Genomic DNA, 26,188 nt, shown 5'->3' with positions numbered 1-26,188 from the left:
GCGACGGGCGGGTGTGGTGTCGCCCGGCTGCTCCGACGGGTACCCCGGGTACCCCCGTCGATGGTCACCCACGGTGACGCAGCGGTGCCGGCTGCCGGGTGCCGCCGCGTGGCGGGACGACGGCCCGGCTTTGTCGCCCGGGTGGGCTAGCCTCCGGTGTCTTAACCCACCGAGCCATGGGGTGTCCACATGGGATGGTCAGAGGTGTCGGGTGGCTACCAGGTCACTCTCCGCGATGGTGATGTCGTCGCCCGCAACGCCAAGGGACGGGAACTCCGTTCCGTGCCGGCGTCCCTGCGCGACGACCCGACCGTGGTGGGGCTGCGTCAGCTCACCGAGTGGCTGACCCGGCACGAGGGCCAGTGCCGCACGGACATCGAACGCTGGATGGTGCGTTCGCTGCCGGTGCCGGTCGCGGTCCTGACCGAGGTGTGGCCGGACGAGGCGTGGCGCACCGCGCTGACCGACCTCGTCGTCGTGGTGCTCGACGACGACGGCCACCGGGACCCGGACGGCGTGGGTCTGCTCCGCGAGGTCGGCGACGGCCAGGTCGGGCTGGTCGACCTCGACGGTGACTCCGTCCGCCGGGCCGCCCGACGGATCGTCATCCCCCACCCGGTCACCCTCGACGACCTCGACGACCTCCGGGAGTTCGCCGCCGAACTCCAGGTCCGCCAGTCCGTCGACCAGCTCTTCCGGCAGACCTGGGTGCGGGGGCCGCAGGTCGACGCGACGGCGACCCGGTTCGGTGACTACGCCGGCGGCCGGTACGACCAGCTGCGCCACCTGACGGCCCGCGCGACGAAGCTCGGCTACCCGGTGCGCGGCGGCAACGCGGTGTGCCGGATCGTCGAGGACGGGCGCACCGTCGAGGCCCGGTCGTGGGTCGGCGCGGAGGACCCGTACTTCGAGACCGAGACCGGTGACCTCGTCTTCACCGACCGGCACGGCACCGCCCTGCCGCTGGGCGCGGTCGGCCCGGTGGCCTGGTCGGAGGGAACCCGGATGGCCGCCGCACTGTACGCCGGCCGGGTCGTGGCAGCAGAGCAGGAGGAGGACCGGTGAGTATCGACGCGATGGACCTGTTGGAGGCGGGCGCGGTGCTGCCCGTCGGCACGGTGGTGGCCAAGGACGACACCACCGACACCCTGACCGCCCGCCGGTACACCCACCCCGTCCTCGCCGGACGGACCGTGGTCCGGCTGGTCAGCGAGGCGCTGGGCGAGGCCGAGGACCTGTCCATGGAGTTCCTCGGCTTCGACCGGCCGCAGCGGGTGACCCCGGTCGGCGTGGTCCGCCAGCAGGCGCTCGGCTTCCCGGCCTGGGCGCTGGTCCACGACCCGGCCAACGGGCACCACGCCCTGGCCCTGGTCAAGGAGATCGAGCGGCTGGCCCGTACGGCGCGCTCCCGGGTCGGCCCGGCCAAGGACGGCTTCAACGCCCTCGGGGAGCGGCTGGCCCGGTCGGTGCCGCACTTCCTGCCCACGTTCTACGAGGAGGCCGGTCGGGCGTTCCTCGCCGCCGACAGCGTCACCCACGCCGCGACCATGTTCGGCAAGGCCCGCGACGCCGAACGCGCCTACGGGCTGACCATCGACGAGGACCGCCAGCACGCCGTGTTCCTGGAGTTCGCGCTGGCCGGGGCGCTGACCGCGAAGGCGCTCTCCGGTCACGCCCGGGACCTCGCGACCCGGCGTTCCGCCGCCGACGCGTACGCGATGTTCCTGCGGCTGTGCGTGGAGCGCACCCTGGGTGGCCTGCCCCCGTACGCGGCGATGCACACCGACCTGCGCCGGCTGGCCCGCGCCGCCGGGCTCGACCCGGCCGCCGAGGACGAGCGGGTACTCGGCGAACTGCTGGCCGCGCCCGCGCTCAACCGGGCGCCGGAGGCGTTCTGGAACGCCTACCGGGCGTCGTTGGCCCGGCTCGCCGCGAACGACCCCGCCCTGCGCGGCCGGCTGCTCGGCCTGACCCCCCAGCACTGCGGCGACGACGTCTGGCTGGAGGTGCTGGAGTCGGCCGGCGCCACCCAGGCGCTGACCGGGCCGGCGGGCGGCGTCCCCGCCGAGGCCGAGTCGCCGGACGGACCCGCCGGCTGGCTGCGCCGCTTCGACGAGCACCGGGAACGCCGCTCGTGGCGGGTCCGCAAGCGGCACCCGGGGCTGCTCGCCCTGGTGGACCGGATGGCGGGACGGCTCAAGGCCGACGGGGTGCCGGTCGTTCTCTGCCGCGCCCACGACACCGTGGACCTCGACCTGCTCGACACCTGCCTGGCGCTGGGGGTGCCCGTCGCGGATCCGGCCGACGACGTCCGGCACCGGCTGGAACTCTGGTTCTCCGACGACACCGACGGCCGGCGTGACCTGGTCGCCGTGGCCGCCGACCCCCGGTTCCTGCCGGTGCTCGTCGAAGGCGTCGAACGGCGACTGCGCACCGGCGCGCGCGACCAGCGCGACCCGACGCCCCGGGTACGGGAGATCGTCGCGGTGCCCGGCCTGCGGACCGCCCTGCGCAGCTGGTTGGACACCCTCGCCGACGCCGTCGGGCGGCAGGGGTTGCCGACGCTCGACCAGCACCTCGACCGGGTCGGCACCGTCGCCTGCCCGACCGGCTTCGCCGTCAACCCCGACGCGGTACGTCGACTCGTCGACCACGACCTCGGCCCGGTCCTCGGCCGTACGCTGCGCTCCGGCCTGCTCGACGAGTACGGCTGGCCCGCCCTGGACACCGCCGCCGAACGGCTCACCGAGTCGACCACGGACGTGCAGCTCACCGGGCAGTGGCCGAACCTGCTGCTGCTCACCGGCGACCTGGTGACGGTCATCGGGCCGGACGCCGTGGAGCAGGAACACCTGATGCGGATCCCGGCCGGGGAGAACCGGTACCGTTGGCGGCTGGTACTGCGCCACGTCGACGGGCAACTGCTGGTCTGCTGGGACCGGGGCCGGGACCGGGCCGCCTACTGGAGCGGCACCCCGGACGACGTCTTCACCCTCGCCGACGACGCCTTCACCACCTACCCCCAGCTGTCGCTGCCGCTGCCCGGCGGCGGGCGCACCATGGGGCGACGTCCGTTGCGGGTCGGCGACCGGGCCGAGCGGACCGGTGGCCGGGTCATCAGCGACGGCACCACCTACTGGCTACGCGCCGCCGACCACCCGCTGGGCTGGCAGGAGTACGACCCCACGACGGGCGAGCGTGGACGGTTCTCCCGGCCGACGTTCTTCGAGGACGGCACCGTCGACGGTCGACCCCTCGACGCCGGCGCGTCCTGGCTGCGCCCCACCGAGTCGTCCGACAGTCCGCTGGGCCGCGCCGACGGGCTCGCCGGCTGGCGGGTGCGGCGCGGGGCGGACGGCGGCTGGTCCGGCGAAGCCGTGAACGGGCGGTCCTTCGCCCTGCCGGCGGATGCCTCCGACGGCAGGCTCGCGGCGGCGGTGCGGTTCCCCGGCGCGGACACCACCTTCGGACTGCTGCACGGTGGCCGGGGCGCGAACGGCGAGCTGCTGCTCTGCGCCGAGGACGGCTTCCTGCTCGGGCGCTACCCGGCCGGTGGTGAGCGGTCCGCCTTCGCCGCCGGCAGCCGGCTGGTGCCGCCGGCGGAGTACTGGCACTTCCTGCGACCCCGCGACGAGGCCGGCTCGGCGGCGCTGCGCGGCGTCACCGACGCGCAGGCCGGCGCCCTGCTGGCCGAGGCGGCCGGGCTGGACGCCGCCCAGGTGCGTGCCCTGGTCGGCCGGCACCTGCCGCAGCTCACCGCGCCCGCCCTCGTCGCCGGGGTCGCCGGGCTCGTCACCCGGGCCGCCGAGCAGGTGACGCGGCTGCGGACGCTGGCCGCCGTGCTCGACGGCGAGCAGGACAACGCGCTGCCCGCGCAGGAGGCCCCGGCCGGGTCGCCGGCGGTCGACCGGCTGCTCTCCGAAGGGCTCGCCGGGCTGATCCAGTACTGCTACGCCGCGGAGGACAGCTCCCTGCAGCTGATCTCCCGCGCGGGTGCCGCGCTCACCGGCACCGACCCGACGCCTGCCGCCCGGGTCCAGCTGGACGGTGACCTCGACTGGTTCGACCTGCTGGGGGTGCTGCCGGCCGCGATGTACCGGGCGGTGGCCCCGATCTGTCTGTCCGAGGTCCGTGAGGCGCTGCTGACGCTGCTGGAGGTGTGCGCCCGTTCCGGGCTCCTCGCCCCGGGCAGCCGACTGCGGCGGGTCACCCTGGTCGCCGACGGCAACCAGCCGCTCGACCACGTCCGGGGACAGGTGCTGACCGAGGCCGGCCGGCGGCTGCTGGTGCTCGCCGTCGACACCGACGACCGTGAACTCGACGTGCTCGACTGGACGCCGACCGGACGGTTCTCGGCGGTGTCCGGCTTCCGGATCACCGAGGAGCGGATCCTGCCGACCGGTGACGTCACGCCGCAGCGGATCGACGAGTTCGTCCGGCTCGCCCGGGCCAACGAGCCGATGGAGTGGCAGCCGGAGTGGGCCCGCACCCTGTCCGAGGCGGCAGGCATGAGCTACGCCGAGGCGGTGTTGCTGCTGGCGGGCCTGCCCCGGCTCGTGTGGGAGAGGGCCCCCGCCGAACTGCTGACCATCCTGGAACTGCCCGACCCGGCCGCCCCCGCGGCGGCGGCCCGGTTCTGGGGCACCGGCGGTCGCGGCCGGCAGGTCTTCGCCAACCTGCTCGGACGGCTGATCCCCGAGGACCCGGCGCGGCTGTGGGTCGACGGGCCCCGGCAGGATCTGATCGTGCAGGAGTGGGTGCGGCGGCACGGGCCACGGCGACCCGTGTCCGACGAGTTGATCGTCGGAGTGGACAAGGCCGGGGTGACCAGCCCGCTCCCGGCCTCGACGGTGCTCCACTGGGTCGCCAACGCGGCCACCGGCCGGTGGCTGGCCGGGTCCGACACCGGTGTCGACGACGACGACGCGCTGATCGCGCTCACCAGGACGCTGCCGTGGCTGGCGTACCACCTGGCCGTCGACGACCCGATCCGGGCGGCGCTGCCGGTCGCCGCCGACCTGGCCCGGCAGCGGTTGGCCGACCCCGGCTTCACCATCTTCGTCGGGCACGTCGACGGCACGAAGCTGCCGGCGTTCACCGCCGCGTTCGGCCTGCCGGTGACGACCGGCCCGGCCGGCACCGAGGTCGGCCCGGTGCTGATCCCGCCGACCGACCGCTGGCACCGGGTCCGGTTGTACCCGTCCCGGCTGTCCGGAACGGACGATCCGGCGGTGGCCGTGCTGCGGGCCCGCCTCGACCACGTCAACGAGCAGCTGCTCGCGGCGCTGCGGGCGCTGGTCGGCGGCCAGCTCACCGAGGTGGTGTCGCACGTCGTCCCGGCGATGGACGACGGCTTCGCGCAGGACCCGACCCGGTCCGCCCCTGAACTGGTCGCCACGGTCGCCACGACGCTCGGGCTGGGTGCCGACGCCGCGGCGCTCTACCTGCAACTGCTCGCCCTGCCCGACCCGACCGACCGCAACGTCGCCCGGTGGACCGGCTGGAAGCCGGCCCGACTCAAGGCGGCCCGCGCCGAGTTGGCCGCGACCGGGCACGTCGTGGTGGCGAAACGGCCCCGGGCCGGGCGGTCGCTGTTCCTGCCCGGCGGCTGGTTGGCGCTCAAGGCGCCGCTGCTGCCGCTGGAACGGTGGAAACTCCCACTGCTGATCGGGGGCGAGGGTGGCGTGACCGCGTTGGGCATCGTCTCCCCGGTCGCCCCCCCACCCCGCCTGTTCGCGCTCGCCTGGGCCCGGCTGCGCGACGGCGACGCACCCCGCTTCGACGATCTCGTTACGGAAGGCCGCCGATGACCACCACGACCACCCCGACGGCGCGTCAGGTCGAGCCGGCCGAACACGCCCACGCCACCGAGCTGGCGTTCCTCGCCGCGTACGACGACGGGGCCCGGCCGCCGGGCTGGCGGTTGACCCCCCGTGCCGTCGTCACGTTCATCGTCGGCAGCGCCGGTGTCCCGCTGGAACTGCCCCGACAGGCCCGCCGCGACGACCTGCCCCGCACCCTGACCGTGGCCGCCAAGTTCGTCGGGGAACGGGCACTGGTCGAACGCTGCGTCGTCACCCTCGCCGGGGAGCGGGGCCTGCTGCTCGTCGGCGAACCGGGCACCGCCAAGTCGATGCTGTCGGAGCTGCTGTCCGCCGCGATCTGCGGCAGCAGCGAACTGGTCGTGCAGGGCACCGCGGGCACCACCGAGGACCAGCTCCGCTACGGCTGGAACTACGCGCTGCTGCTCGCACACGGGCCGAGCGCCGCCGCGCTGGTGCCGTCGCCGATCCTGTCCGCGATGCGTACCGGCGCGGTGGCCCGGGTGGAGGAGATCACCCGCTGCCTGCCGGAGGTCCAGGACGCGCTGGTGTCCATCCTGTCCGACCGGCGGATCGCGGTGCCCGAGCTGTCCGGCACCGCCGACGCCACCGTCCCCGCCGCGCCCGGGTTCACGCTGATCGCCACCGCCAACCTGCGTGACCGGGGGGTGTCGGAGATGTCGGCGGCGCTCAAGCGCCGGTTCAACTTCGAGACCGTCGGCCCCATCGGTGACCTGGCCCAGGAGATCGCCCTGGTGCAGCGGCAGGCCCGCGCCACGCTGGAGCGGGTGCAGGCCCCCTTCGCGGTCGACGAGGCCGTGCTGGAGGCCCTGGTCACCGCGTTCCGGGACCTGCGCGCGGGTCGGTCGGTCGAGGGCTGGGAGGTGGAACGGCCCTCCACCGTGATGAGCACCGCCGAGGCGGTGGCGGTCGCATCGTCGCTGGCGCTGGCGGCGGCCTACTTCCCCGGCGACCGGGACGTGTTGTCGCTGCTGCCGGGGCACCTGCTCGGCGTGGTCCGCAAGGACGACCCGGCCGACGGGGCCAAGCTGCTCGGCTACTGGGACGGCGCGGTGCGGCGACGGGCCGAGGACGGTGCGCGGCTGTGGCGGCAACTCTGGGAACTGCGCGATGTCCTCGCCGACTGAACCGCCGTCCCCGGCCGGGCCGCCGTCGCCGCGCGCCGAGCAGGTGCCCGCCGGGCCACCGGCGGAACCGGTCGACCCCACGGTCGCGGTCACCGCGCTGGCCGGGCACCGGCGGCCCTACCTGATCGGGGTACGCCACCACTCGCCCGCCCTGGCGGTGGCCCTGCCCCGGCTGCTGGCCGGGTACCGGCCCGAGGTGCTGCTCCTGGAACTCCCACCGGAACTCGGCGAGTGGCTGCCGTGGCTCGCCGACCCGGCCACCACCGCCCCGGTGGCGCTGGCCGGGGTGGTCGGCGAGGGCGGGGGACCGGCGTTCTACCCGTTCGCCGACTTCTCCCCGGAACTGGTGGCGGTGCGCTGGGCCGCCCGTAACGGGGTTCCGGTCGTACCGTGTGACCTGGCGTTGGCGGACGCGGCCTGGGGGGAACGCGAGCCGGTCACCGCCCCGGCGCCGGGCGTGTCGTTCGCCGACGCGCTACGCGCGGCGGGCAGCGGGCGGGCCGACGAGGACCTGTGGGACCGGTCGGTCGAGGCCCGCGCCCCGGGCGCCGACCCGGAGGCGGTACGCCGGGCGGCGCTCGCGGTCGGCTGGGCGATGCGGGCCGACGCCGAACGGGGGACCGGGGTGTCCCCCCTCGACCTGCGGCGGGAGGCACGGATGCGGCAGTGCCTGGCGGAGGCGGGGCAACGCCGGGTCGCCGTCCTGGTCGGCGCGTTCCACGCCCCGGCGCTGCTGACCGGTGCGCCGGCCCTGTCCCGGGCCGTCCCGGCCGGTGCGTCGTCGGTGGTGACGTCGCTGGTGCCGTACACGTTCGGGTTGCTCGACGCCCGGTCGGGCTATCCGGCGGGCATCCGCGATCCGCAGTGGCAGCAGTCGGTCCTCACCGCCGCCGGCGACCCCGCCGCGGTCGAGTCGGCCACGACCGCCGCCGTGGTGGCCGTCTGCGCGGCGATCCGTCGGGCCGGCCACCCGGCCGGGCCCGGCGAGGCCCGGGAGACGGTCCGGCTCGCCCTCGACCTGGCCCGACTGCGCGGCCTGCCCGCACCGGGCCGGGGTGAACTGGTCGAGGCGATCCAGAGCGTGTTGGCCCACGGCGAGGTGCTCGGTCGGGGCCGGGCGGTGGCCCGCGCGATGGAGGAGGTACTCGTCGGGGACCGGCGCGGCGCGCTGGCCCCCGGTGCCCCCCGCTCCGGGCTGGCCCCGGCGGTGCGGGAACTGCTGGCCCGGTTGCGGCTGCCCGGGGCCGGCGACCCGGCCAGGGAGCTGCGGTTGGACCCGCTGCGTTCGCCGCTGGACCGGCGGCGGGAGATCACCCTGCACCGGCTGACGGTCTGTGGCGTCGGCTACGCCACGCCGGTCGCCGGCACGGGGGTCGGCGGGGTCGACCCGGTCACCACCCGTTGGCGGGTGGAGTGGTCGCCCCGGACCGAGGCGACCATCGAGGTGGCCGGGCTGCACGGGGTGACCCTCGGCCAGGCCGCCGAGGGTGCGTTGGTGCAGCGGCGACGGCGGGAGCGGGCCGAGGACGGACCGACGGTGACCGCCCTGATCGCCGGGCTGGAGGACGCCGCCCGGTGCGACCTGGCCGGGTTGGCCGCCCGCCGGCTCGCCGAGGTGGCGGTCACCGTACCGGCCGAGGGCACCCTCGGTGAACTGGTCGCCGCGTTGGCGCTGCTCGACCGGTTGCGCCTCGGCCACCTGCCGGGCACGTCGGAGCTGCCGGCGGACGAACTGGGCCGGGTCGTCGAGGCGTTGGAGAGTGCGGCGGTCCGGCAGGTCGACGGGCTGGCCGGCGCCGAGGACGTTTCCGACGCGGAGGCGTTGGCAACGCTCGCCCAGCGGGCCGACGCCGCCGGGGCGGGGCTGCGCCTGGCCGACTGCCTGGCCCGGCTCGCCACCGGGGGTTCGCCGCTGATGGCCGCCGCCGCCGGGGCGGTCCAGGTCCTGCTGGGCCTGCGGGAGCCGGCCGCCTACGGACGGCTCGTCACGTCCTGGCTGGACACCGCGACGACGCCCACCGGACGCCAGCAGCTGCAGGGCCACCTGACCGGGTTGCTGGTCGTCGCCGAACCTTTGCTGCGGGCCAGCGACGAGGTGCTCGACGGGCTCCTGGAACGGGTCGAGACCCTGCCCGACGAGGAGTTCCTCACCCGGCTGCCGGCGCTGCGCGCCGGCTTCCACGTGGTCAGCCCGGCCGGTCGGGACCGGCTGCTGGACGTGGTCCGGGAACGACTGGACGACACCGGTCCGGCCGCCGACGTCGCGGTGCTCGACGACCCGGACGCCCTGCTGGTCCGGCTGCACGCCGACGCGGCGGGCCGCCGGGCGCTCCTGGCGCAGGGTCTGCCCGCCGCCGGGCCGGCGGACCCGTCGCCGCAGCCGCCGACGGTCACCGACGCGACGCGGCCGGCCGCCCGGCGTACCCCGGCCGGCGGGTTGTCGACAGTGGACCGGTGGCGGCTGGTGCTCGGCCGGGAGTCGACCCGGGTCGGGCCGCGCGCCCGCCGCTACGCCACCGCGCTCGACGAGCTGTACGGAGCCGGCCGGGGTGAGGGGGCCGGCGCCGAGGCGGCCGATCGCGCCGGCCGGGAGGCGTCCTTCCCCGGCGTACGGGAGTGGGCGCAGGAACTGTCCGCCCTGTTCGGCCCCGGGGTGCGCGAGGAGGTGCTGGCCCGGGCGGTGGAGGCGGGGCGGCTGGACGCGGTCACCGAACTGGACCCGGCGGCGGTCCGCCCGTCGGTCGAGCTGCTCCGTGACGTGCTCACCCTCGCCGGTGGGCTGCCGGAGTCCACGGTGGCGCGGCTGCGCCCGCTGGTGGCCCGGATCGTGGCGGAGCTGACCCGGCAGTTGGCCGCCCGGCTGCGCCCGGCGTTGACCGGGTTGACGACCCCCCGCCCCACCTACCGGCCGGGCGGCCCGCTGGACCTGCCCCGGACGCTGCGGGCCAACCTGACCACCGCCCGCCGCGACGGGCAGGGCCGGGTGACGCTGGTGCCGGAGCGGCCGGTGTTCCGCACCCGGGCCCGCCGGGGGGTCGACTGGCGGCTGGTGCTCGTCGTCGACGTCTCCGGCTCGATGGAGGAGTCGGTGATCTGGTCGGCGCTCACCGCCGCGGTGCTGGCCGGTGTCCCGGCGCTGAGCACGCACTTCGTCGCCTTCTCCACCGAGGTGGTGGACCTGACCGAGCGGGTGGACGACCCGCTGGCCCTGCTGTTGGAGGTCAGCGTCGGCGGGGGCACGCACATCGCGGCCGGGCTGCGCTACGCCCGGTCCCTGGTCACCGTGCCGCAGCGGACGATGGTGGTGGTGATCAGCGACTTCGAGGAGGGGTACCCGATGGGTGGTCTGCTGGCCGAGACCCGGGCGTTGGTGGAGGCGGGCTGTCAGGTGCTGGGCTGTGCCAGCCTGGACGACACCGGCCGTCCCCGCTACTCGGTCGCGGCGGCGGGTCAGCTGGTCGCGGCGGGGATGCCGGTCGCCGCGTTGAGCCCGCTGGAGCTGGCCCGGTGGGTCGGCGAGCAGGTGCGGCGGTGACCGGCCTGCCGCCGGTGACCGCGCCGGTGCTGGCCGAGGCCCTGGAGGCGCTGCCCGCCCGGCTGCGCCGCAAGGTCGACGACGCGGTCGCCCGGGCCGCTGGCTGGCCGGTCACCGGCACGGACGGCGGGGCGACGGTCCGGGTCGACGAGGCGACCACGGTGACCCTGGTGACGGCCGACGGGGTGGTGCGCCGCGCCGCCGACGCCCGGTGCAGTTGCCTGCTCGCGCCGAACTGCCTGCACCGGATGGCGGTGCTCGCCCTGGCCCCGGTGGACGACGCGGCCCCGGTGGACGACGCGGCCGCCATGAACGACGCGGCCCGGGTGGCCGACGCGGCCGCCGGCCGGCCCGTCGATCCGGCTCGCGCCACCGAACCGCCCGCCGGGGCGACCGGTGACGCGGTGGCGGAGGGTGCCGGGTCGCCGCCCGCGCCCACCGAGCGGCAGCGGACCGCCGCCGACGGGCTGTGGCAGGTGGGCGTGGCGGTGCTCGGGGCGGGGATCGTCGGCTGCGGGGTGGTGCTGCGGACCGCCCTGCTGCGGGCTGTGCACGAGGCCCGGGCCAACGGGCTGCACCGGGCTGCCGCGGCCGGCACCCGGGTCGCGGCCGGGCTGCGGGCCGCCCGGGAGGGCGAACCCCAGCACCGGCTGGCCGACCTGACCGACGACCTGCGGGAGCTGCTGGCGGTGTCCCGCCGGCTGCGTGGGGAGACGCCGGCCGGTGACCTCGGCGCGTTGCTGGGCACCGCCCGGCGGGCCTACGACCCGCAGGCCGGCCTGCGACTGTACGGGCTCTGCACGGTCCCGGTGGTGGCCGATTCCGGGTACGCCGGGGTGGTCACCTACCTGGCGGACCGCGACGGTCGACTCTGGACGGTCGCCGATCTCGCCCCGGGTGACGCGGGCCGGGCCGCCGGCGCGGGTGACGCGACCGTGGCGGTGGGCGAGTCGGGGCTCAGCCACCGGCAGCTCACCCGGGCCGGGCTGGTGGTGTCCGGCGGCACCGCCTCGGAGTCGGGGCAGTTGGGTGCCGGGCGGGCGGTCCGGGCGGCGCGGGCCGCCGGGGTGGGCTGGGCCGAGGAACCCCTCGCCGGGCTCTGGGCGCAGCCCCTGCCCGACCAGGTCCGGCGGGCCTTCGGCGCGGTGACCCTGCCGCTGCCGGAGCGCCCGGCCGGTGCCGACCTGCTCTTCCTGACCGTACGGGTGCTGGGTGGGCACGACCACACCATCCTGGTCGACACCGCCGACGGGGCGGTCCTGACGCTGACCGTCGCCGACGAGCACGCCGCCCTGCCGCACCGGGCCAACCTGCGCCTGCTGGGGCAGGCGGTGGGGGCGCGGCTGCGCCTGGTGGGTCGGCTCGATCCGACCCGCCGGGCGACCGTCCAGGCGCTCGCCGTGGGACCGGTCGACGACGACGGGCCGGGAATCACCCTGCCGGTGAGCTGGGCGGGTCACGCCGATCTCGGCTACGACCAGCTGCACACGAGCCAGCTCCGGACGGCGGACGCTGCGGCGGTGCCACCGCCCGACCGGCTCACGGCCCCGGACCCGGCCGTGCCGCGTCCCCGGCTCGGCGATCCCGCCCTGGAGTCGTTGCGCCGGCAGGTGGAGCGGGTCGTCTCGGGTGGCCGGGCGATCCAGGCGTTGGCCGACCCGACGGAGCGGAAGCTGCGGCTGGCCAGCCTGGACCTCGGCGCGCACCTGCTCGCCGCGATGGGATCGGCGGCCCGGGCCCGACCCCGGGATGCCTTCGGGCGGCTCACCGACGACGACGGGCAGGCGTTCGCCGCGTCCTGGCTGGCGTTGGCGGTCTACGAGGAGGCGGCGTCCCGGGCGTCGGCGGAGGCGTCCTGGCTGCCCTGACCGTCCACGCCCGGCCGGGTCATCCGCCGGTCGGCCCGGCCCGCCCGGGTCGGGCCGGTCAGCGGGCGTCGTCGGGTACGGCGGTGGACAGCAGCGTGACCAGGTCGTCGAGGGTGTCCAGGGGCCGGCCGGGACCGTTCAGCTCGACCTCGACGTCGTACTCCAGCTCGATCGCGTCGACCATGCGGAGCAGGCCGAGCGAGTCGACGCCGAGAGCGACCATCGAGCCGCCGGTGAGCAGGTCGGTGGCCGCGACGTCGCCGCCGGTGGCCTCGCTGACCAGGTCGGCGAGCCGCCCCCGCAGGTCGGTGGTGTCGTTGGTGTCCATCAGTGCTCCTTCACGGACGGCCGGACGATCTCGGCGATCTCGGCGATGGTGGGGGTGTCGAAGAAGGCGTCCAGGGGCACCTCGACGCCGAGTCGTTGCCGGATGCGGCCACTGATCCGGGTGATCGTCAGCGAGTGGCCGCCCAGGTCGAACAGGTCCTCGTGCACGCCGATGTCGGGGATCCGGAGCACCTCCTGCCAGATCAGCCGCAGCTGGGTCACCACCGGATCGTCGTCCCCGACCGGCATGACGGCTCCGCCCGGTGCCGGATCGCCGGGCGGCCCACCGGTCCCGGTGGTGCCGGGTGCTCCGATGCCGGGCGTGCCGGTTGCGCCGGGCGTGCCGGGTGCTCCGATGCCGGGCGGGACGGTTGCGCTGGGCGCGAGGATGGTGCCGGGGGGATCGTCGGCGGTGCCGGCCGGGCGGGTGGGGTCGGTGACCGGTGGCCGGGGGAGGTCCACGGCGAGGTCCCGGGCGGCCAGGGCGGCCCGGTCGACCTTGCCGTTCGGGCTCGACGGCAGCCGGTCGAGCGGCACGAAGTCGGTCGGCAGCACGGCCTGCGGCAGGCTCGCCGCCAGGTGCCGGCGCAGCTCGGCCGGTGCCGGGTCGGTGCCGGTGCGGGCCACCAGGTAGGCGACGAGCCGGGGCCCGTCGGCGTCCGGGCGCAGCACCGTCGCCGCGCCGGCCACGGCCGGATGGTCGAGCAGCCGGGCGTCGATCTCACCCAACTCGATCCGATGTCCCCGGATCTTCACCTGGTCGTCGGTGCGGCCGAGGAATTCCAGCCGCCCGTCGGGCAGCCACCGGCAGCGGTCGCCGGTGCGGTAGAGCCGCTCCCCGGGCCGCCCGAACGGGTCCGGCACGAACACCTCGGCGGTCCGGTCGTCGCGGCCGAGGTAGCCGGCGGCCAACCCGACGCCGGCCAGGTGCAGCTCACCCGGCACCCCGATCGGCACCGGTCGTCCCGAGGTGTCCAGCAGGTACGCCCGCACGTTCGGCAGGGGCCGTCCGATGGTGACCTCGTCGGGATCGGCGGGGACGTCGGCCATCGTGGCGTACACCGTCGCCTCCGTCGGGCCGTACCCGTTGATCAGGCGGCTGGTGCGGGCCCGCAGGTCCCGGGCGAGGGCGACCGGCAGGGCCTCCCCGCCGGTGACCGCGACCAGCGGCGGGGTGGGCCCGGCGGCGTCCGGTGCGGGCGTGCCGAGGCCGGCCTCCAGCAGCACCCGCCAACCCGACGGGGTGGCCTGGGCGTGGGTCACCCCGGCGGTGTGGACCAGCCGCAGCACGCCCGCGCCGTCGAGGGGGCCGACCGTCGAGGCGACGACCACCCGGCCGCCGGTGACCAGCGGCAGGAAGACCTCCACGGTGGAGATGTCGAACGACAGCGAGGTCAGGTGCAGCCACCGGTGTGCCGGGCCACTGCCCAGCAGGTCCCGGACGCCCAGCAGCAGGTTGGTCAGCGCCCCGTGCCGCACCGACACACCCTTGGGTCGGCCGGTCGAGCCCGAGGTGTAGAGCACGTAGGCCAGGTCGTCGGCGTCCGGCGGCACGGCGGGGGCGACCGGCGTCGGCCCGGTGAGCAGGTCGATCCCGTCGAGGGCGAGGGTCGGCCAGGTCAGCGCGGTCACCGTCGGCGTCACCACCAGCATGGGGGTGGCGTCGGCGAGGACGAGTTCCCGGCGGGCCGGCGGGTGCTGCGGATCCACCGGCAGGTACGCGGCCCGGCAGCGCAGCACCGCCAGCAGGGTGACCACCGCCCGCCAGGACCGGTCCAGGGCGACCGCGACGAGTGACCCGGGCCCGACCCCGCGTTGGCGCAGCAGCCCCGCCAACCGGTCGGCGGCGGCGTCGAGCTGGGCGTAGCTGAGGGTCAGCTCGTCGTCGACCACGGCCGGCGCGTCCGGGTCGGCGGCGACCCGGGCGGCGAACAGGGTGGGCACGCTCGCCCCGGCGGGGTACGCCCGGCCGGTGTCGTTCCACACCCGGGTGACCCGGTCGAGTTCCTCGGCGGGCAGCACCGGCAGCTGCGCCACCGGCCGGTCCGGATCGGCGACCACGGCGGTGAGGAGGGTACACAGGTGCGCCCCGATCCGGCGTACCGCGTCGGTCGGGATCGCCGCCGGGCTGTGCTGGAGGCTGACCGTGGGGCCGGTGGGGGCGTCCACGATCTGCACGTGCAGGGCGTTGCGGGCGGCGCCGCCGAAGAGCGTCCAGTCGACCGCTGCGGTCACCCCGGGGAAGACCGGTTCCGCGCCGCGCCGCCGGTAGCCGACGCTGACCGGGGTCACCGCCGGGGCGGGCCGCAGACCGGGCACCGCGTGGGCCAGCGGCACGGCCCGGTGCCGGTACACCTCGCGCAGCCGGACCCGCACGGCGCGGGCGTACGCGCGGAACGTGCCGTCGGCCGGGTCGACGGTGACCGGTAGTTCGTTGACGAACAATCCGATCCGGCCGGCCTGTTCGGGGGTACGGGTGGACAGCGCCACCCCGACCGGCGTGCCCTGGTTGCCGTACCGCCCGAGCAGGGTGTGCAGCGCGGCGAACAGCAGCTCGAAGCGGGTCACCCCGAGCGACCGGGCCGCCGGGTCGAGGCCGTCGACCACGTCGGCGGGCAGCGTCACCTCGACGGCGACGCCGGGTTCGGCGCCGGTGGGCAGCCGACGCAGGCCGGGCAGCACCACGTCACCGGGGCCGGACCAGTGCCGCGCCCAGAAGTCGCGGGCGGCGGGCAGGTCGACGGCGATCCGCTGCTGCTCGACCGCCGCGCGGCCGGCGTGGTCGTCACCGGACTGTTCCGGGCCGGTGTCGGCGGGCCGCACCGTGCCGGCGGACCGGGCGGCGGCGTATCCGGCGGCCAGATCGTGGACCAGCACGTCCTTGGAGGTGCCGTCGAAGACCAGGTGGTGCGCGGTGACCAGCAGCAGGTGGGCACCCGTCGTCCCGGTCAGCAGGGTGAACCGGGCCAGCGGGCCGGTCCGCAGGTCGTACGGCCGGGCGATCTCCTCGGCGACCCGGGCGTCGGTCAGCTTACCGAAGGTGACCGACGGGCGGGTGTCGGCCGGCGTCAACCGGGGGGTGCCGTCGTCGTCGGTGCCGACCCGGGCGGCCAGGACCGGATGCCGGGCGACCGTCGCCGCGCACGCCGCGACGAGGGCCGCCCGGTCCAGCTCCGCGCCGAACCGGATGCCCAGCGCCAGGTGGTACGCCGTGCCGGCGACCCCGGCCTGTTCGGTGAACCAGACGGCGTGCTGCGCGAAGGTCGCCTCGGCGGTGCCCACATGCTCTCCCATGGTCGTGCTGTCGGTGCGGGTGGTCAGTTGTCGAACAGGACGGTCAGCTGCCGTTTGAGCACCTTGCCGCCCTCGTTGCGGGGCAGCCGGTCCAGCAGCAGCAGCCGGGCGGGCAGCTGGTGGTCGGCCAGCCGGCCGGCGAGGAAGCCGCGCAGCACCGGTAGCGTCAGCCCGTCCGTGCCGGCCTGCGGCCGGGTCACCACGGCGGCGGCCACCGCGGAACCGAGCACCGGATGCGGCACCCCCACCACGGCCACCTCGGCCACCAGCGGATGCTCGTGCAGCGCCGCCTCGACCTCGACGGTGGAGACCTTGAACGCACCGGTCTTGATCACGTCCTGGTGCCGGTCGGTGAGGTAGAGGTAGCCGTCGGCGTCGATCCGGCCCACGTCACCCATCCGTACCCACCCGTCGCGGAAGGTGGCCCGGTTCGCCGCGTCGTCGCGGTAGTAGGCGCGCGGGTGCGGTGAGCGCAGCCACACGTCGCCGGTCGTCCCGGCCGGCAGCGGGCGGCCGTCGGGGTCGGCGACCATCAGCTGCCCGCCGACCGGCCGGCCGACCGCGTCCGGCCGGGCCGGGTCGTAGATCATCGTGGTCTGCGCCGGGGCGGCCTCGGTGGAGGTGTAGTAGTTGACGATCGTGGCCTGCGGGAAGGCCGTGGCCAGCCGGGCCGCGACCGCCGGTGGCAGCGGCGCGGCGGTGGACCCGATCAGCTGTACGCCGCTGGTGTCGCGGTCCCGCAGCGCACCGGAGTCGAGCAGCTCGATGGCGATCGACGGCACCACGAACACCGTCCCGGTGCCGGCGGCGGCGACCAGCCGGGCGAACCGGACCGGGGTGAACCGGGGCAGGGTGAGCGCGGCGGCCTTCGCGGTCAGCGCGTTGAGCAGCATCGTCTGCCCGGCGTTGGTGCCGATCGCGAAGGCGTGCAGGAACCGCTGCGAGTGGGCCAGGGCCAACCGGCGCGGGTGGTGCGGCGCACCGGCGGTGAGGTTGGCGTGCCGCGCCGACACCCCCTTGGGGCGGCCCGTCGTCCCCGAGGTGTAGAGGATCTGCGCGAGGTCACCGGGGCGGACGGTGACCGGGTCGCCGTCGTCGGGGTGCCCGTCGGCGCGCAGCTCGGCGTCGCCGAACACCGCCACGCCGGGTGGGGCGGGCGGGGCGGGGGTGTCGTCGCCGTACACGACGGCGGTGGCCGTGCAGTGGGTCAGCGCGTACCCGAGCTGCCCGGCGGCGAGTCGGTCGGACAGCGGCACCGCCACCCCGCCGGCCCACAGGACCCCGCAGTACGCCACCGCGTACCGGACCCAGTCGCGGGGGCCGAAGACCAGGCCGACCCGGTCGCCGGGGCGCAGCCCCCGACGTCGCAGTGCGGCGGCGACGGCCCGTGCCCCGGCGGACCATTGGGCGAAGGTCAACGTGGCCACCTGGTGCACCTCGACCGCCACCTGGTCCGGGTGCAGCCCGGTGCGCCAGTCGAGCAGTTCCGGCAGGGTACGCGGCGGGGGCGTCCCGGTGGGTGTCGTGCTCACCGCGACCCTCCCGTCCCGGCACCCACCGGGGTCCGGTCGGCGGGGGTGGCCGTGCGGGCCCGGCGTTCCTCGATGCCGACCAGGTCGTCCGGGGGCGCGTCGGGCACCTCGTCGTCGAACCGGGCCAGGGTGGGGGTGGCCAGCGACACCAGCGCGGTCAGCGCGATGCACACCCCGAACAGCACGTAGAGCAGCCCGTGCCCGCGACCCGGCCCGACCCCGAGCACCACCCCGACGGTGCCGGCCAGCGCCCCGTCGGGCAGCAGCGTGGGCTCCACCACCCGGGCGGCGAACGGAGCGACGACGCCCCAGCCCAGCGGCAGGGTGGACTGGGCGACCATCTGGTTGACCGCGAACACCCGGCCGTGCACCCGGGCCGGCACCTTGGTCTGGATGATCGTCTGGTAGACGCCGTTGACGATGCCCAGCGCCAGGTACATGCCGAACGCGCCGGCCCCGATGAGCAGCAGGTTGGGTCGCAACCCGGTCAGCACGGCGGCCACCGCGATGCCGAGGGTGCCCAGCAGCACCGCCCGCATCCGGCGTCGGCGGGGTCCGCCCCAGAGCAGCATCACCAGGCCCCCGGTGGCCGCACCGACCCCACCGGTCAGCGCGACGCGGGACACGTCGGTGAGGTCGGCGAAGCCGAGCACCAGCGGGGAGAGCAGGAACAGCACCGGGAACAGGAAGAAGTTGAGCGCGGCGAAGAACGCCAGCATGGCGCGGAACTCCCGACGCCGCAGCGCGTAGCGCAGCCCGGCGACGATCTCGGTGCCGATGCCCTCGCGGCGTTGCAGGGCCAGGGTGCGGGGGAACCGGACGACCGCCAGCACCCCGACCGCGAACAGGTACGACGCCACGTCGACGAGCAGGATGCCGCGCAGCCCGACGGTCTCCAGCAGGGCCACGGCGAGCAGCGGCACGGTGAACTGGGTGAGGCCGACGGCGGTCTGGGTGAGGCCGTTGGCGTGCCCGAGGAAGCGTTTGGGCACCAGTTGCGGCACCGCCGAGACGAACGCGAGCCGTTGGAAGGCCAGTGCCACCGACAGCCAGCCGACCAGCGGATAGAAGTGCCACACCTGCGCCCGGTCGGTGAGCACCAGCCCGGCGAGCACCGCGTTGGCGCTGCCGGCGGCGAGGCCGGCGAGCAGCAGCACGCGCCGCCTGCTGGTGCGGTCGATCAGCGCGCCGGCCAGCGGTGCGACCAGCAGGCCGGGCAGCAGGCCGAGCACGGCGAACAGGGCGAACCGGGCGAGCGAGCCGGTCTGCGTATAGATCCACAGTGGAATCGCGAAGGTGGTCAGCGCGGTGCCCAGCCCGGAGACGACCTGACCGGCCGCGACCAGGCCGAAGCGGCGCAGGCTCGGCGGTGGCGCGGTCCGGCCCCGGTCCGCGCCACCCACGCCTGCCCGGGGCGGGTCGGACGTGGGGGGTCCGTCGGCGCTGCGGCGGGAGACGGCGGCGAGCTGCCAGGCCGGTGGCGTGGCGGCCGACCCGGTCGGGGCGGGCCGGGGTGGCGTGTCGAGCCGCCGGTGCACGTCGGTGACGATCTCGGCCAGTTCATCCGACCGGTACTTGAGGAAGTAGTGCCCGCCCTCGTCGACCACGACGAGCGCGGTGCGGTCACTGAGGAAGTGCCATTCCCGGAACCGTTCCTCGTGGTAGTCGGTGCTGCGGTCCCGCTCACCGACCACCGAGACGACCGGTGCCCGCAGCGGGGTGACCCGCCGGCGCATCAGGTCGGTGAAGTAGTCCTCGGCCACCCGGGCGTCGTGCCGCATCGCCCGGACCAGGAACCGCACCTCGTCGGGGGCGAGCGAGCCGACGGCGGTGCCCTGCGCCTGCAACCAGGTGCGGTAGATCCGGTCGCTGCGCAGCCGTTCGGCCAACCGCAGCCGCAGCAGCGGCCCGAGCGGCCCGTCGGCGGGGCGGGCGAACGGGAACACCGCACCGAGGTAGACCGCGAGCAGGTCCCGTCCGGCGGCCTCCAGCCGGCGGGCGACCTCCACGGCCAGCGCCCCGCCGGGGCCGCAGTGCCCGTACACGATCAGTGGGCCGGTGACCCGGCCCAGCAGTTCCGCGACCACCCCGGCGGCGACGTCGGCGATCGGTGCGGGCTCGTCGGCGAGGCCGATGTCGTGTCCGGGTACGGCCACCGCCAGCAGCCGGTACCCGGCCGGCAGCGCGTCGGCCAGCGGCTGGTACACCACCGCGCTGCCCCCGCCGTACGGCACGCACACCAGGGTGGCGACCCGGTCGGCGGCGGGCACCGGCGGCGTCAACTCGTGCAGCAGCCCGGCCCGACCCGGGTCCGGCCCGCCGACGAGGCCGGCCAGTTCGCGTACGGTGCGGTACCGGAACAGGTCCATCACGCTGACCGTCGGGGTGCCGTCGGTGACGGTGGGCAGTTCCCGGCGCAGCCGGGCCACGACCCGGGTGGCCAGCAGCGAGTGCCCGCCCAGGTCGAAGAAGTCGTCGGTGACGCCCACCTCGGGCACTCCGAGCACCGTCCGCCACACGTCGGCCACCAGCGTCTCCACCGGCCCCACCGGCGGCACCCGCTCGCCGGTCGGGCCGTCGTCGGTGGGCTCGGGCAGGGCCCGCCGGTCCACCTTCCCGTGTTCCTGCAACGGCAGCCGGTCCAGCACCACCCAGCGGGTGGGCACCATGTGCTCGGGCAGCCGCCCGGCGAGCAGGCGACGCCAGCGCGCCGGGTCCGGGGCGTCCGCGTCCGGCCCCGGTTCGGCATCCGCGTCCGGCCCCGGTTCCCGCTCCAGGTAGGCCACCAGCCGGTCGTCGCGCAGCAGCACCGCCGCCTGGCGTACCCCCGGGCAGTCCCGCAGGGCGGCCTCCACCTCACCCAACTCGACCCGGTAACCACGGATCTTCACCTGGTGGTCGCGGCGACCGAGGAAGACCAGCTCCCCGTCGGCCCGCCACCGGCCCAGGTCACCGGTGCGGTACAGCCGGGACCCGGGCGGCCCGTACGGGTCGGGCACGAACCGTTCGGCGGTCGGGCCGGGCCGGTGCAGGTAGCCCCGGGCGAGCCGGTCCCCGCCGAGGTACAGCTCACCGGGCACCCCGACCGGCACCGGACGCATCCGCTCGTCGAGCACGTGCACCGAGGCGTACGGCAGCGGCCGGCCGGTCGGTACCGGGCCGACGTCCGGCCCGTCCACGGGCACCCGGTAGGTGGCCACGCCGACGGTGGCCTCGGTGGGCCCGTAGTGGTTGAACACCCGGGTCGGCCCGGCGGCGAGCGGGGCGATCCGCTCCAGGTCGGACGCCTCGCCGCCGAGGATCAGCGCCCGGGCCGGCAGCAGGTCCTCCGCTGCGCAGTCGGCGGTCAGCGCCGCCAGGTGCGACGGGGTGATCTTCAGGTAGTCGATCCGTTCGTCGCGCAGCCGGGCGGCCAGCTCGGCCCCGGTGCCCCGGCGGGGGAGCAGGTGCACCGTGCCGCCGGTGGCCAGCGCCAGGTAGAAAACGGTGACGGCGAAGTCGAACGACATCGACTGCAACAGCCCGTACCGGGCGGCCGGGACGACGGCGAACCGGTCCGCCACCCCGTCGAGGTAGCGCAGCACCGGCCGGTGCGGCACGGCCACCCCCTTCGGGGTGCCGGTCGAGCCGGAGGTGTAGATGACGTAGGCCAGGTGCTCGCCGCCGACGCCGGTCGTGGGTCGGTCGTCCGGTGCGGCGGTGACCTCGGTGGCGATCTCGTCCAGGCGGGTCGCCACCGTCCCGGCGGGCAGCCGGTCGAGCAGGTCCGCGCTGGTCAGCAGCACGGTCGGCCGGGCGTCGGCGAGCATCAGGCCGAGCCGGGCGGCGGGCTGCTCCGGGTCCAGCGGCAGGTACGCGCCGCCGGCCCGCAGCACCCCGAGCAGCGTCACGGCCAGCTCGACCGACTGCTCCAGCAGCACCCCGACCAGCCGGTCCGGGCCCACCCCCCGGGCCCGCAACCAGTGGGCGAGCCGGTTGGCCCGCCGGTCCAGCTCCCGGTAGCTGATCCGGTCCGACCCGCAGACCACGGCCGGCGCGTCCGGGGTGGCGGTGACGTGCGGGGCGATCAGGTCGGCCAGGGTGACCGCCGCCCCGGTGACCCCGGTGCGGTCGTCCGACGGCAACCCGCGCGCCTGCTCCCCGGCCCACCGGTCCGGAGCGGGCGGTGCCTCCGGAGCCGGCGGTGGCTCCGGGGCGGGCGGCGTCGCCGGAGCGCCGGCGAGGGCCAGCATCCGGTCCCGTTCGGCCGGGTCGAGCAGGTCCAGATCGACGACCGGCCGGTCCGGGTCGGCGACGGCGGCCCGCAGCAGGGTCTGGAAGGACCCGGCGAGCCGGGCCACGGTGGCGGCGTCGAACAGGTCGGTGTGGTAGACGAACGTGCCGCGCAGTCCGTCGGCGCTCTCCCCGACGTACAGCGACAGGTCGAAGCGGGCGCTGGCGGCGTCGGTGCCGACGCCCTCGACGTGCAGTCCGGCCGGCCACCGGTCGCCGCCCCGCGCGTAGTTCTGCAGGGTGAACAGCACCTGGAACACCGGGGCGCGGGTGACGTCCCGGGTGACGTTGAGTTCCTTGACGAGGCGTTCGAACGGGATCTCCTGGTGCGCCAGGGCGCGCACGACGATGCCCCGGTTGCGGCGCAGCAGGCTCGCGAAGCTCGGCTCGGCGGCGGTCGTCGGGTCGGGGGAGAGGTCGGCGCGCAGGGCCAGGGTGTTGACGAAGAGACCGATCAGGTGTTCCAGCTCGGGGACCACCCGGCCGGCCACCGGCGAGCCGACGGCGAAGTCCCGCTGCCCGCTGTGCCGGAACAGCACGGCCTGCAAGCCGGTGAGCAGGGTCATGTAGAGGGTGGCCCGGTGGGTCCGGCCCAGTCGGCGCAGCCCGTCGGTGAGGTCGGCGTCGACGGTGAACCGGTGGGTCGCGCCCGGGTAGGACTGCACGGTCGGGCGGGGCCGGTCGGTGGGCAGTTCCAGCGGCGGCACGCCGGCAAGCGCGCGGGTCCAGTGGGCGAATCCGTCCCCGGTCGCCGGGCCGTCGAGCCGGTCCCGCTGCCAGCGGGCGTAGTCGACGTAGCGGGTGACCGGCGGGGCGGGTGGTTCGCCACCGTCGCGCAGCGCGGCGTAACCGGCGGCGATCTCGCCGAGCAGCAGGTCCAGCGACCAGCCGTCGCTGACGATGTGGTGCATGGCCAGGTGCAGCAGGTGCTCGGTGTCGGCCAGCCGGACGACGAGCACCCGCAGCAGCGGCGCGACGGTGAGGTCGAACGGGGTGTGGACCGACTCGGCGACCAGCGCGTGGGCGGCGTCCCCCGTCGCTGCGGCGGTGACGGTCACCGGCACCCGCACCTCGGGCAGCACCGTCACCACGGGCTCCCCGTCGACGCTCTCGGTGAACCGCATCCGCAGGCTGTCGTGCCGGGTGGCGGTGGCGTCGAGGGCGGCGCGCAGCAGGTCGACGTCGAACGGCCCGCGCAGCCGCACCGTCGCGTGCACGACGTACGCGGCGGTGCCGGGGGAGAGCTGTTCGGTGAACCAGATCCGTTCCTGACCGAATGACAGACGCGGATTTCCGGTGGACCGGGGGATGGTGGAATGTGGCGGGGCGGCCCGCGTCGGTACGTCAACGTTCGTCACGCGGTGCCTTACTCGAAACGGTGCGGGCAGTGGCCAGTAGTGTGCACGTCGGGTGCGAACCGTCGGATCGGCTGATCGGTCCACTATGGAAAGCACCTTCGAGCGATTCGGCGACGGCCGTCACGTCGTACGGTCGGGAATGCGATTCGCCGACGCGGTGGTGCCTGCGCAATGGGCGTCCGAGACCCTGGTCCACGCCGAGTTCTCCGGCGACGGTGCCGGGGTGGCCCCGTTGACCTGGGCCCAGCGGGTGATGTGGCGCTCGATCGCCCGCAACGGCTCGAACCACGTCTTTCTCAACCTGCGCCGTACCGTCCCGGTGTCCCGGCGGGCGGGGGCGGCGGTGCCCGGCGTCGCCCGCGCGGTCGGCGCGTTGGTCGGTCGGCACGGCGCGTTGCGCACCCGGGTCCGGGAGGTCGACGGGGAGCCACGCCAGGAAACGGCGGCGGCCGGGGCGTTGCCGCTGCTGGTCTGCGCCGGGACGCACGACGGCGCAGAGGCCGCCCGGGAGGCCGCCGGCCGGCTCGGCGACGTCGCTTTCGACCACGCCGCCGAGTGGCCGCTGCGGGTCGCGCTGGTGACGGTCGACGACCGGGTACGACAGGTCGTGGTGGTGTTCAGCCACTCCACGGTGGACGCGTACGCCGCCGAGACGGTGCTGCGGGACCTGCGGCTGATCATGCTGCGTGGTGACGTGTCCACCCCCGCCGGACCGCAGTCGGCGGACGTGGCGCGGGGGCAGCACGGGGCCGACCGGGACCGCTCGGCGCGGGCGGTCGGGCACTGGCTGCGGGAGTTCGACCGGCTGCCGACGTCGCCGCCCGCGCAGCCGGGGCCGGGCCTGACCCCGCCGTGGCGGCGGGGGGTGCTGGTCTCCTCCGCCGTCGACACGGCCACCCGGCTGATCGCCGCCCGGCACCGGGTCAGCGGCTCCGCGGTGTTGCTGGCCGGGGTGGTGGCGATGGCCGCCGGTGCTGACGGACAGGACCGTCGCGGCCTATTCCCGATGGCCCACAATCGATTTCGCGCCGGGTACGCGAATGCCGTCGCCAATCTCGGCCAGATCGGTTTCGGTGTGCTGGATCTGTCCGGTCGCCCCCATTTCGGGGAGTTGTTGTCCCGGGTGTGGAGCGCCTCCCTGGACGGCCTGCGGCACGCGTATTACGACCCGGTCGCGCTGCGGCACGCATTCGTCGAACGAGGGGTCGACCCGGCGTCGGCGTTCCAGCCGCACTACTACTTCAATGACATCAGGTTGCCCCTCGGCGGGGTCGACCGGCTGCCGGTGGTGACCCGGGACGCGCTGCGGGCCGCCACGGGCCGGAGCACCTTCTCCTGGACGACGGGGCTCGACCAGGCGTCCTGGCAGCTGCTGACCCACGTGGTCGACGAGCCGTCGGGGGTGGGTGTCACACTCACGGTCGACACCCGGCACCGGACGCTGGACGCCGTCGAACCGTTCCTGCGCGGGCTGGAGGAGTTGCTGGTGGAGGCCGCTTTCCACGAGGTGCCCTGGCCCTGGTCCCCGGCTGCCGTGCCGTCCCCGGCGGCTGAGTCGGCGCTCACCGCCGGGCCGTCCCCGGCTGCCGGGCCGGTGCCCACCGGGGGGCCGGGTGGCGACGCCTGGCCGGGCGGCGACCGGGTGGCGTACGCCGAGTTCGACGGGGGTCGGGACGCGACCGCGCCGTTGACATGGGGGCAGCGGGCGATGTGGCGGACGGTGGCGGAGTTCGTGGCGCCCGCCGCCTACCGGGTGCTGACCCTGCCGCGCACGCTGGCGGTGTCGGCACGGGCCGGGGTGGACGTGCCCCGGGCGGTGCGGGCGGTGGGGGAGCTCGTCGCCCGGCACGAGTCGTTGCGCACCCGGGTCCGCCCGCACGACGGGCAGCTGTGCCAGGTGGCGTCGGCGGCCGGGCGGCTGCCGGTCCCGGTGCACGCCGTACCCCGGCCGGCCGACGACCCGGACGGCGCGCGCACCGCGGCGGAGTTGGCCGCGCGGCTGGCCGGGGTGCCCTTCGACCACGCCGTGGCGTATCCGCTGCGGGTCGCGCTGGTCACCGTGGACGATCGGGTACGGCAGGTCGTGCTGGTGTTCAGCCACTGCGCCGTCGACTTCCACGCCGCCGGCATCGTCCTGCGGGACCTGCGGTTGCTGCTGCTACGGGGGGTGTTGGACAGCCCGCCCGGGCTCCAGTCGTTGGATCTCGCCGCGCGGGAGCGCACGGTGCAGCGGCGGCGTTCGCAGCGGGCGGTGGCGTACTGGACCAGGCAGTTCGCGGGCCTGCCGATGGACCTGGCCGATCCGACCGGAGCGGGGTCGACGCCCCGATACCGGCAGGGTTCGCTGGTCTCCCCGGCCGTCCACCACGCGGTGCGGCTGGTCGCCGCCCGGCACGGCGTCAGCACCTCGACCGTCCTGCTGGCCGCGACCGCTGCGGTGCTGAGCGGGGGTGGGCAGGATGCCTGCGGGATGGTGGTGATGGCGAACAACCGCTTCCCGCCGGGGTACGACCAGGCGGTCGCCACCCTGAACCAGATCGGGCTCTGCCGGCTCGACCTGGTCGATCGACCGGACTTCGCCGAGTTGCTGTCCCGGGCCGGGCGGGCGGCCCTGGACGCCTACCGGCACGCCTACTACGACCCGGCCGAGTTCGAGCGTGCCTTCACCGAGCTGGGGCACGACCACCGTAGCGTGCTGGCCCCGCTGTGCTACCTCAACGACACCCGGCTCGCCCCCGAGGTCGGGCCCGGCGCGGCCGGTCCGGACGAGGCCGGCCTGCGGGCGATGGTGACGCCCGGCGCGTTCCGCTGGGTGGGGGAGCTGGACCGGTTCGCGTGGCGGTGCCGGGTGCAGGTGCTCGACGCCCCGGGCGCGGTGGAACTGGTCGTCACCGCCGACACCCGCTACCTGTCCGTCGAGCGGGCCGAGGGGCTGCTGTCCGGCATCGAGGCGTTGCTGGTCGAGGCGGCCTTCCACGGGGTGCCGTGGCCGTGGTCCACGGCGGGGTGAGGGTGCCCCAGAGGCCCGGAGG

General features: G+C 75.9%; 10 protein-coding genes. 6 read left to right on the top strand and 4 right to left on the bottom strand.

Features of this window, described 5'->3' with window-relative positions:
• Positions 1-189 precede the first annotated feature (189 nt).
• From AB0B63_RS09945 to AB0B63_RS09925, 5 genes are read left to right on the top strand one after another with little or no spacing between them, the layout of a single operon-like run.
• On the top strand, positions 190-1,065 hold the full coding sequence (locus AB0B63_RS09945) for a DUF4132 domain-containing protein (protein WP_208566777.1): 876 nt from the start codon (positions 190-192) through the stop codon (positions 1,063-1,065).
• The gene (locus AB0B63_RS09940) at positions 1,062-5,810 is read left to right on the top strand and encodes a hypothetical protein (protein ID WP_357016490.1); all 4,749 of its coding nucleotides are present in this window, start codon (positions 1,062-1,064) and stop codon (positions 5,808-5,810) included. The genes AB0B63_RS09945 and AB0B63_RS09940 overlap by 4 nt, the downstream gene beginning before the upstream one ends.
• Complete coding sequence (locus tag AB0B63_RS09935; RefSeq protein ID WP_208566775.1) at positions 5,807-6,970, top strand: AAA family ATPase; 1,164 nt, start codon at positions 5,807-5,809, stop codon at positions 6,968-6,970. Before AB0B63_RS09940 ends, AB0B63_RS09935 begins: the two co-directional genes overlap by 4 nt.
• Positions 6,954-10,505 (top strand): DUF5682 family protein, encoded by a 3,552-nt coding sequence (locus tag AB0B63_RS09930; RefSeq protein WP_357016486.1) that lies wholly within the window; start codon positions 6,954-6,956, stop codon positions 10,503-10,505. The genes AB0B63_RS09935 and AB0B63_RS09930 overlap by 17 nt, the downstream gene beginning before the upstream one ends.
• The gene (locus tag AB0B63_RS09925; protein WP_357016483.1) at positions 10,502-12,373 is read left to right on the top strand and encodes a hypothetical protein; all 1,872 of its coding nucleotides are present in this window, start codon (positions 10,502-10,504) and stop codon (positions 12,371-12,373) included. Before AB0B63_RS09930 ends, AB0B63_RS09925 begins: the two co-directional genes overlap by 4 nt.
• 58 nt (positions 12,374-12,431) lie before the next feature.
• Here AB0B63_RS09925 and AB0B63_RS09920 read toward each other — a convergent pair whose 3' ends face one another.
• Genes AB0B63_RS09920 through AB0B63_RS09905 form a run of 4 tightly spaced genes read right to left on the bottom strand, consistent with a single transcriptional unit; the run spans position 12,432 to position 23,156 of the window.
• Entirely contained in the window at positions 12,432-12,701 is a 270-nt protein-coding gene (locus AB0B63_RS09920) for a phosphopantetheine-binding protein (RefSeq protein ID WP_208566772.1), read from the bottom strand.
• The gene (locus AB0B63_RS09915) at positions 12,701-15,994 is read right to left on the bottom strand and encodes an amino acid adenylation domain-containing protein (RefSeq protein ID WP_357016480.1); all 3,294 of its coding nucleotides are present in this window, start codon (positions 15,992-15,994) and stop codon (positions 12,701-12,703) included. The genes AB0B63_RS09920 and AB0B63_RS09915 overlap by 1 nt, the downstream gene beginning before the upstream one ends.
• A gap of 23 nt (positions 15,995-16,017) precedes the next feature.
• On the bottom strand, positions 16,018-17,526 hold the full coding sequence (locus AB0B63_RS09910) for a class I adenylate-forming enzyme family protein (RefSeq protein WP_357016477.1): 1,509 nt from the start codon (positions 17,524-17,526) through the stop codon (positions 16,018-16,020).
• Positions 17,523-23,156, bottom strand: a complete 5,634-nt coding sequence (locus AB0B63_RS09905; RefSeq protein ID WP_357016474.1) for an amino acid adenylation domain-containing protein — start codon at positions 23,154-23,156, stop codon at positions 17,523-17,525. The genes AB0B63_RS09910 and AB0B63_RS09905 overlap by 4 nt, the downstream gene beginning before the upstream one ends.
• Before the next feature lie 139 nt (positions 23,157-23,295).
• Between AB0B63_RS09905 and AB0B63_RS09900 the strand changes: the two genes are divergently transcribed.
• Complete coding sequence (locus tag AB0B63_RS09900; protein WP_357016471.1) at positions 23,296-26,166, top strand: condensation domain-containing protein; 2,871 nt, start codon at positions 23,296-23,298, stop codon at positions 26,164-26,166.
• Positions 26,167-26,188 lie beyond the last annotated feature (22 nt).

Source organism: Micromonospora sp. NPDC049081 (assembly GCF_040648835.1).
Classification (GTDB): domain Bacteria; phylum Actinomycetota; class Actinomycetes; order Mycobacteriales; family Micromonosporaceae; genus Micromonospora; species Micromonospora antibiotica.
The sequence above is the reverse complement of the archived record's forward strand: the minus strand, read 5'-3'. Positions and strand labels throughout refer to the sequence as shown.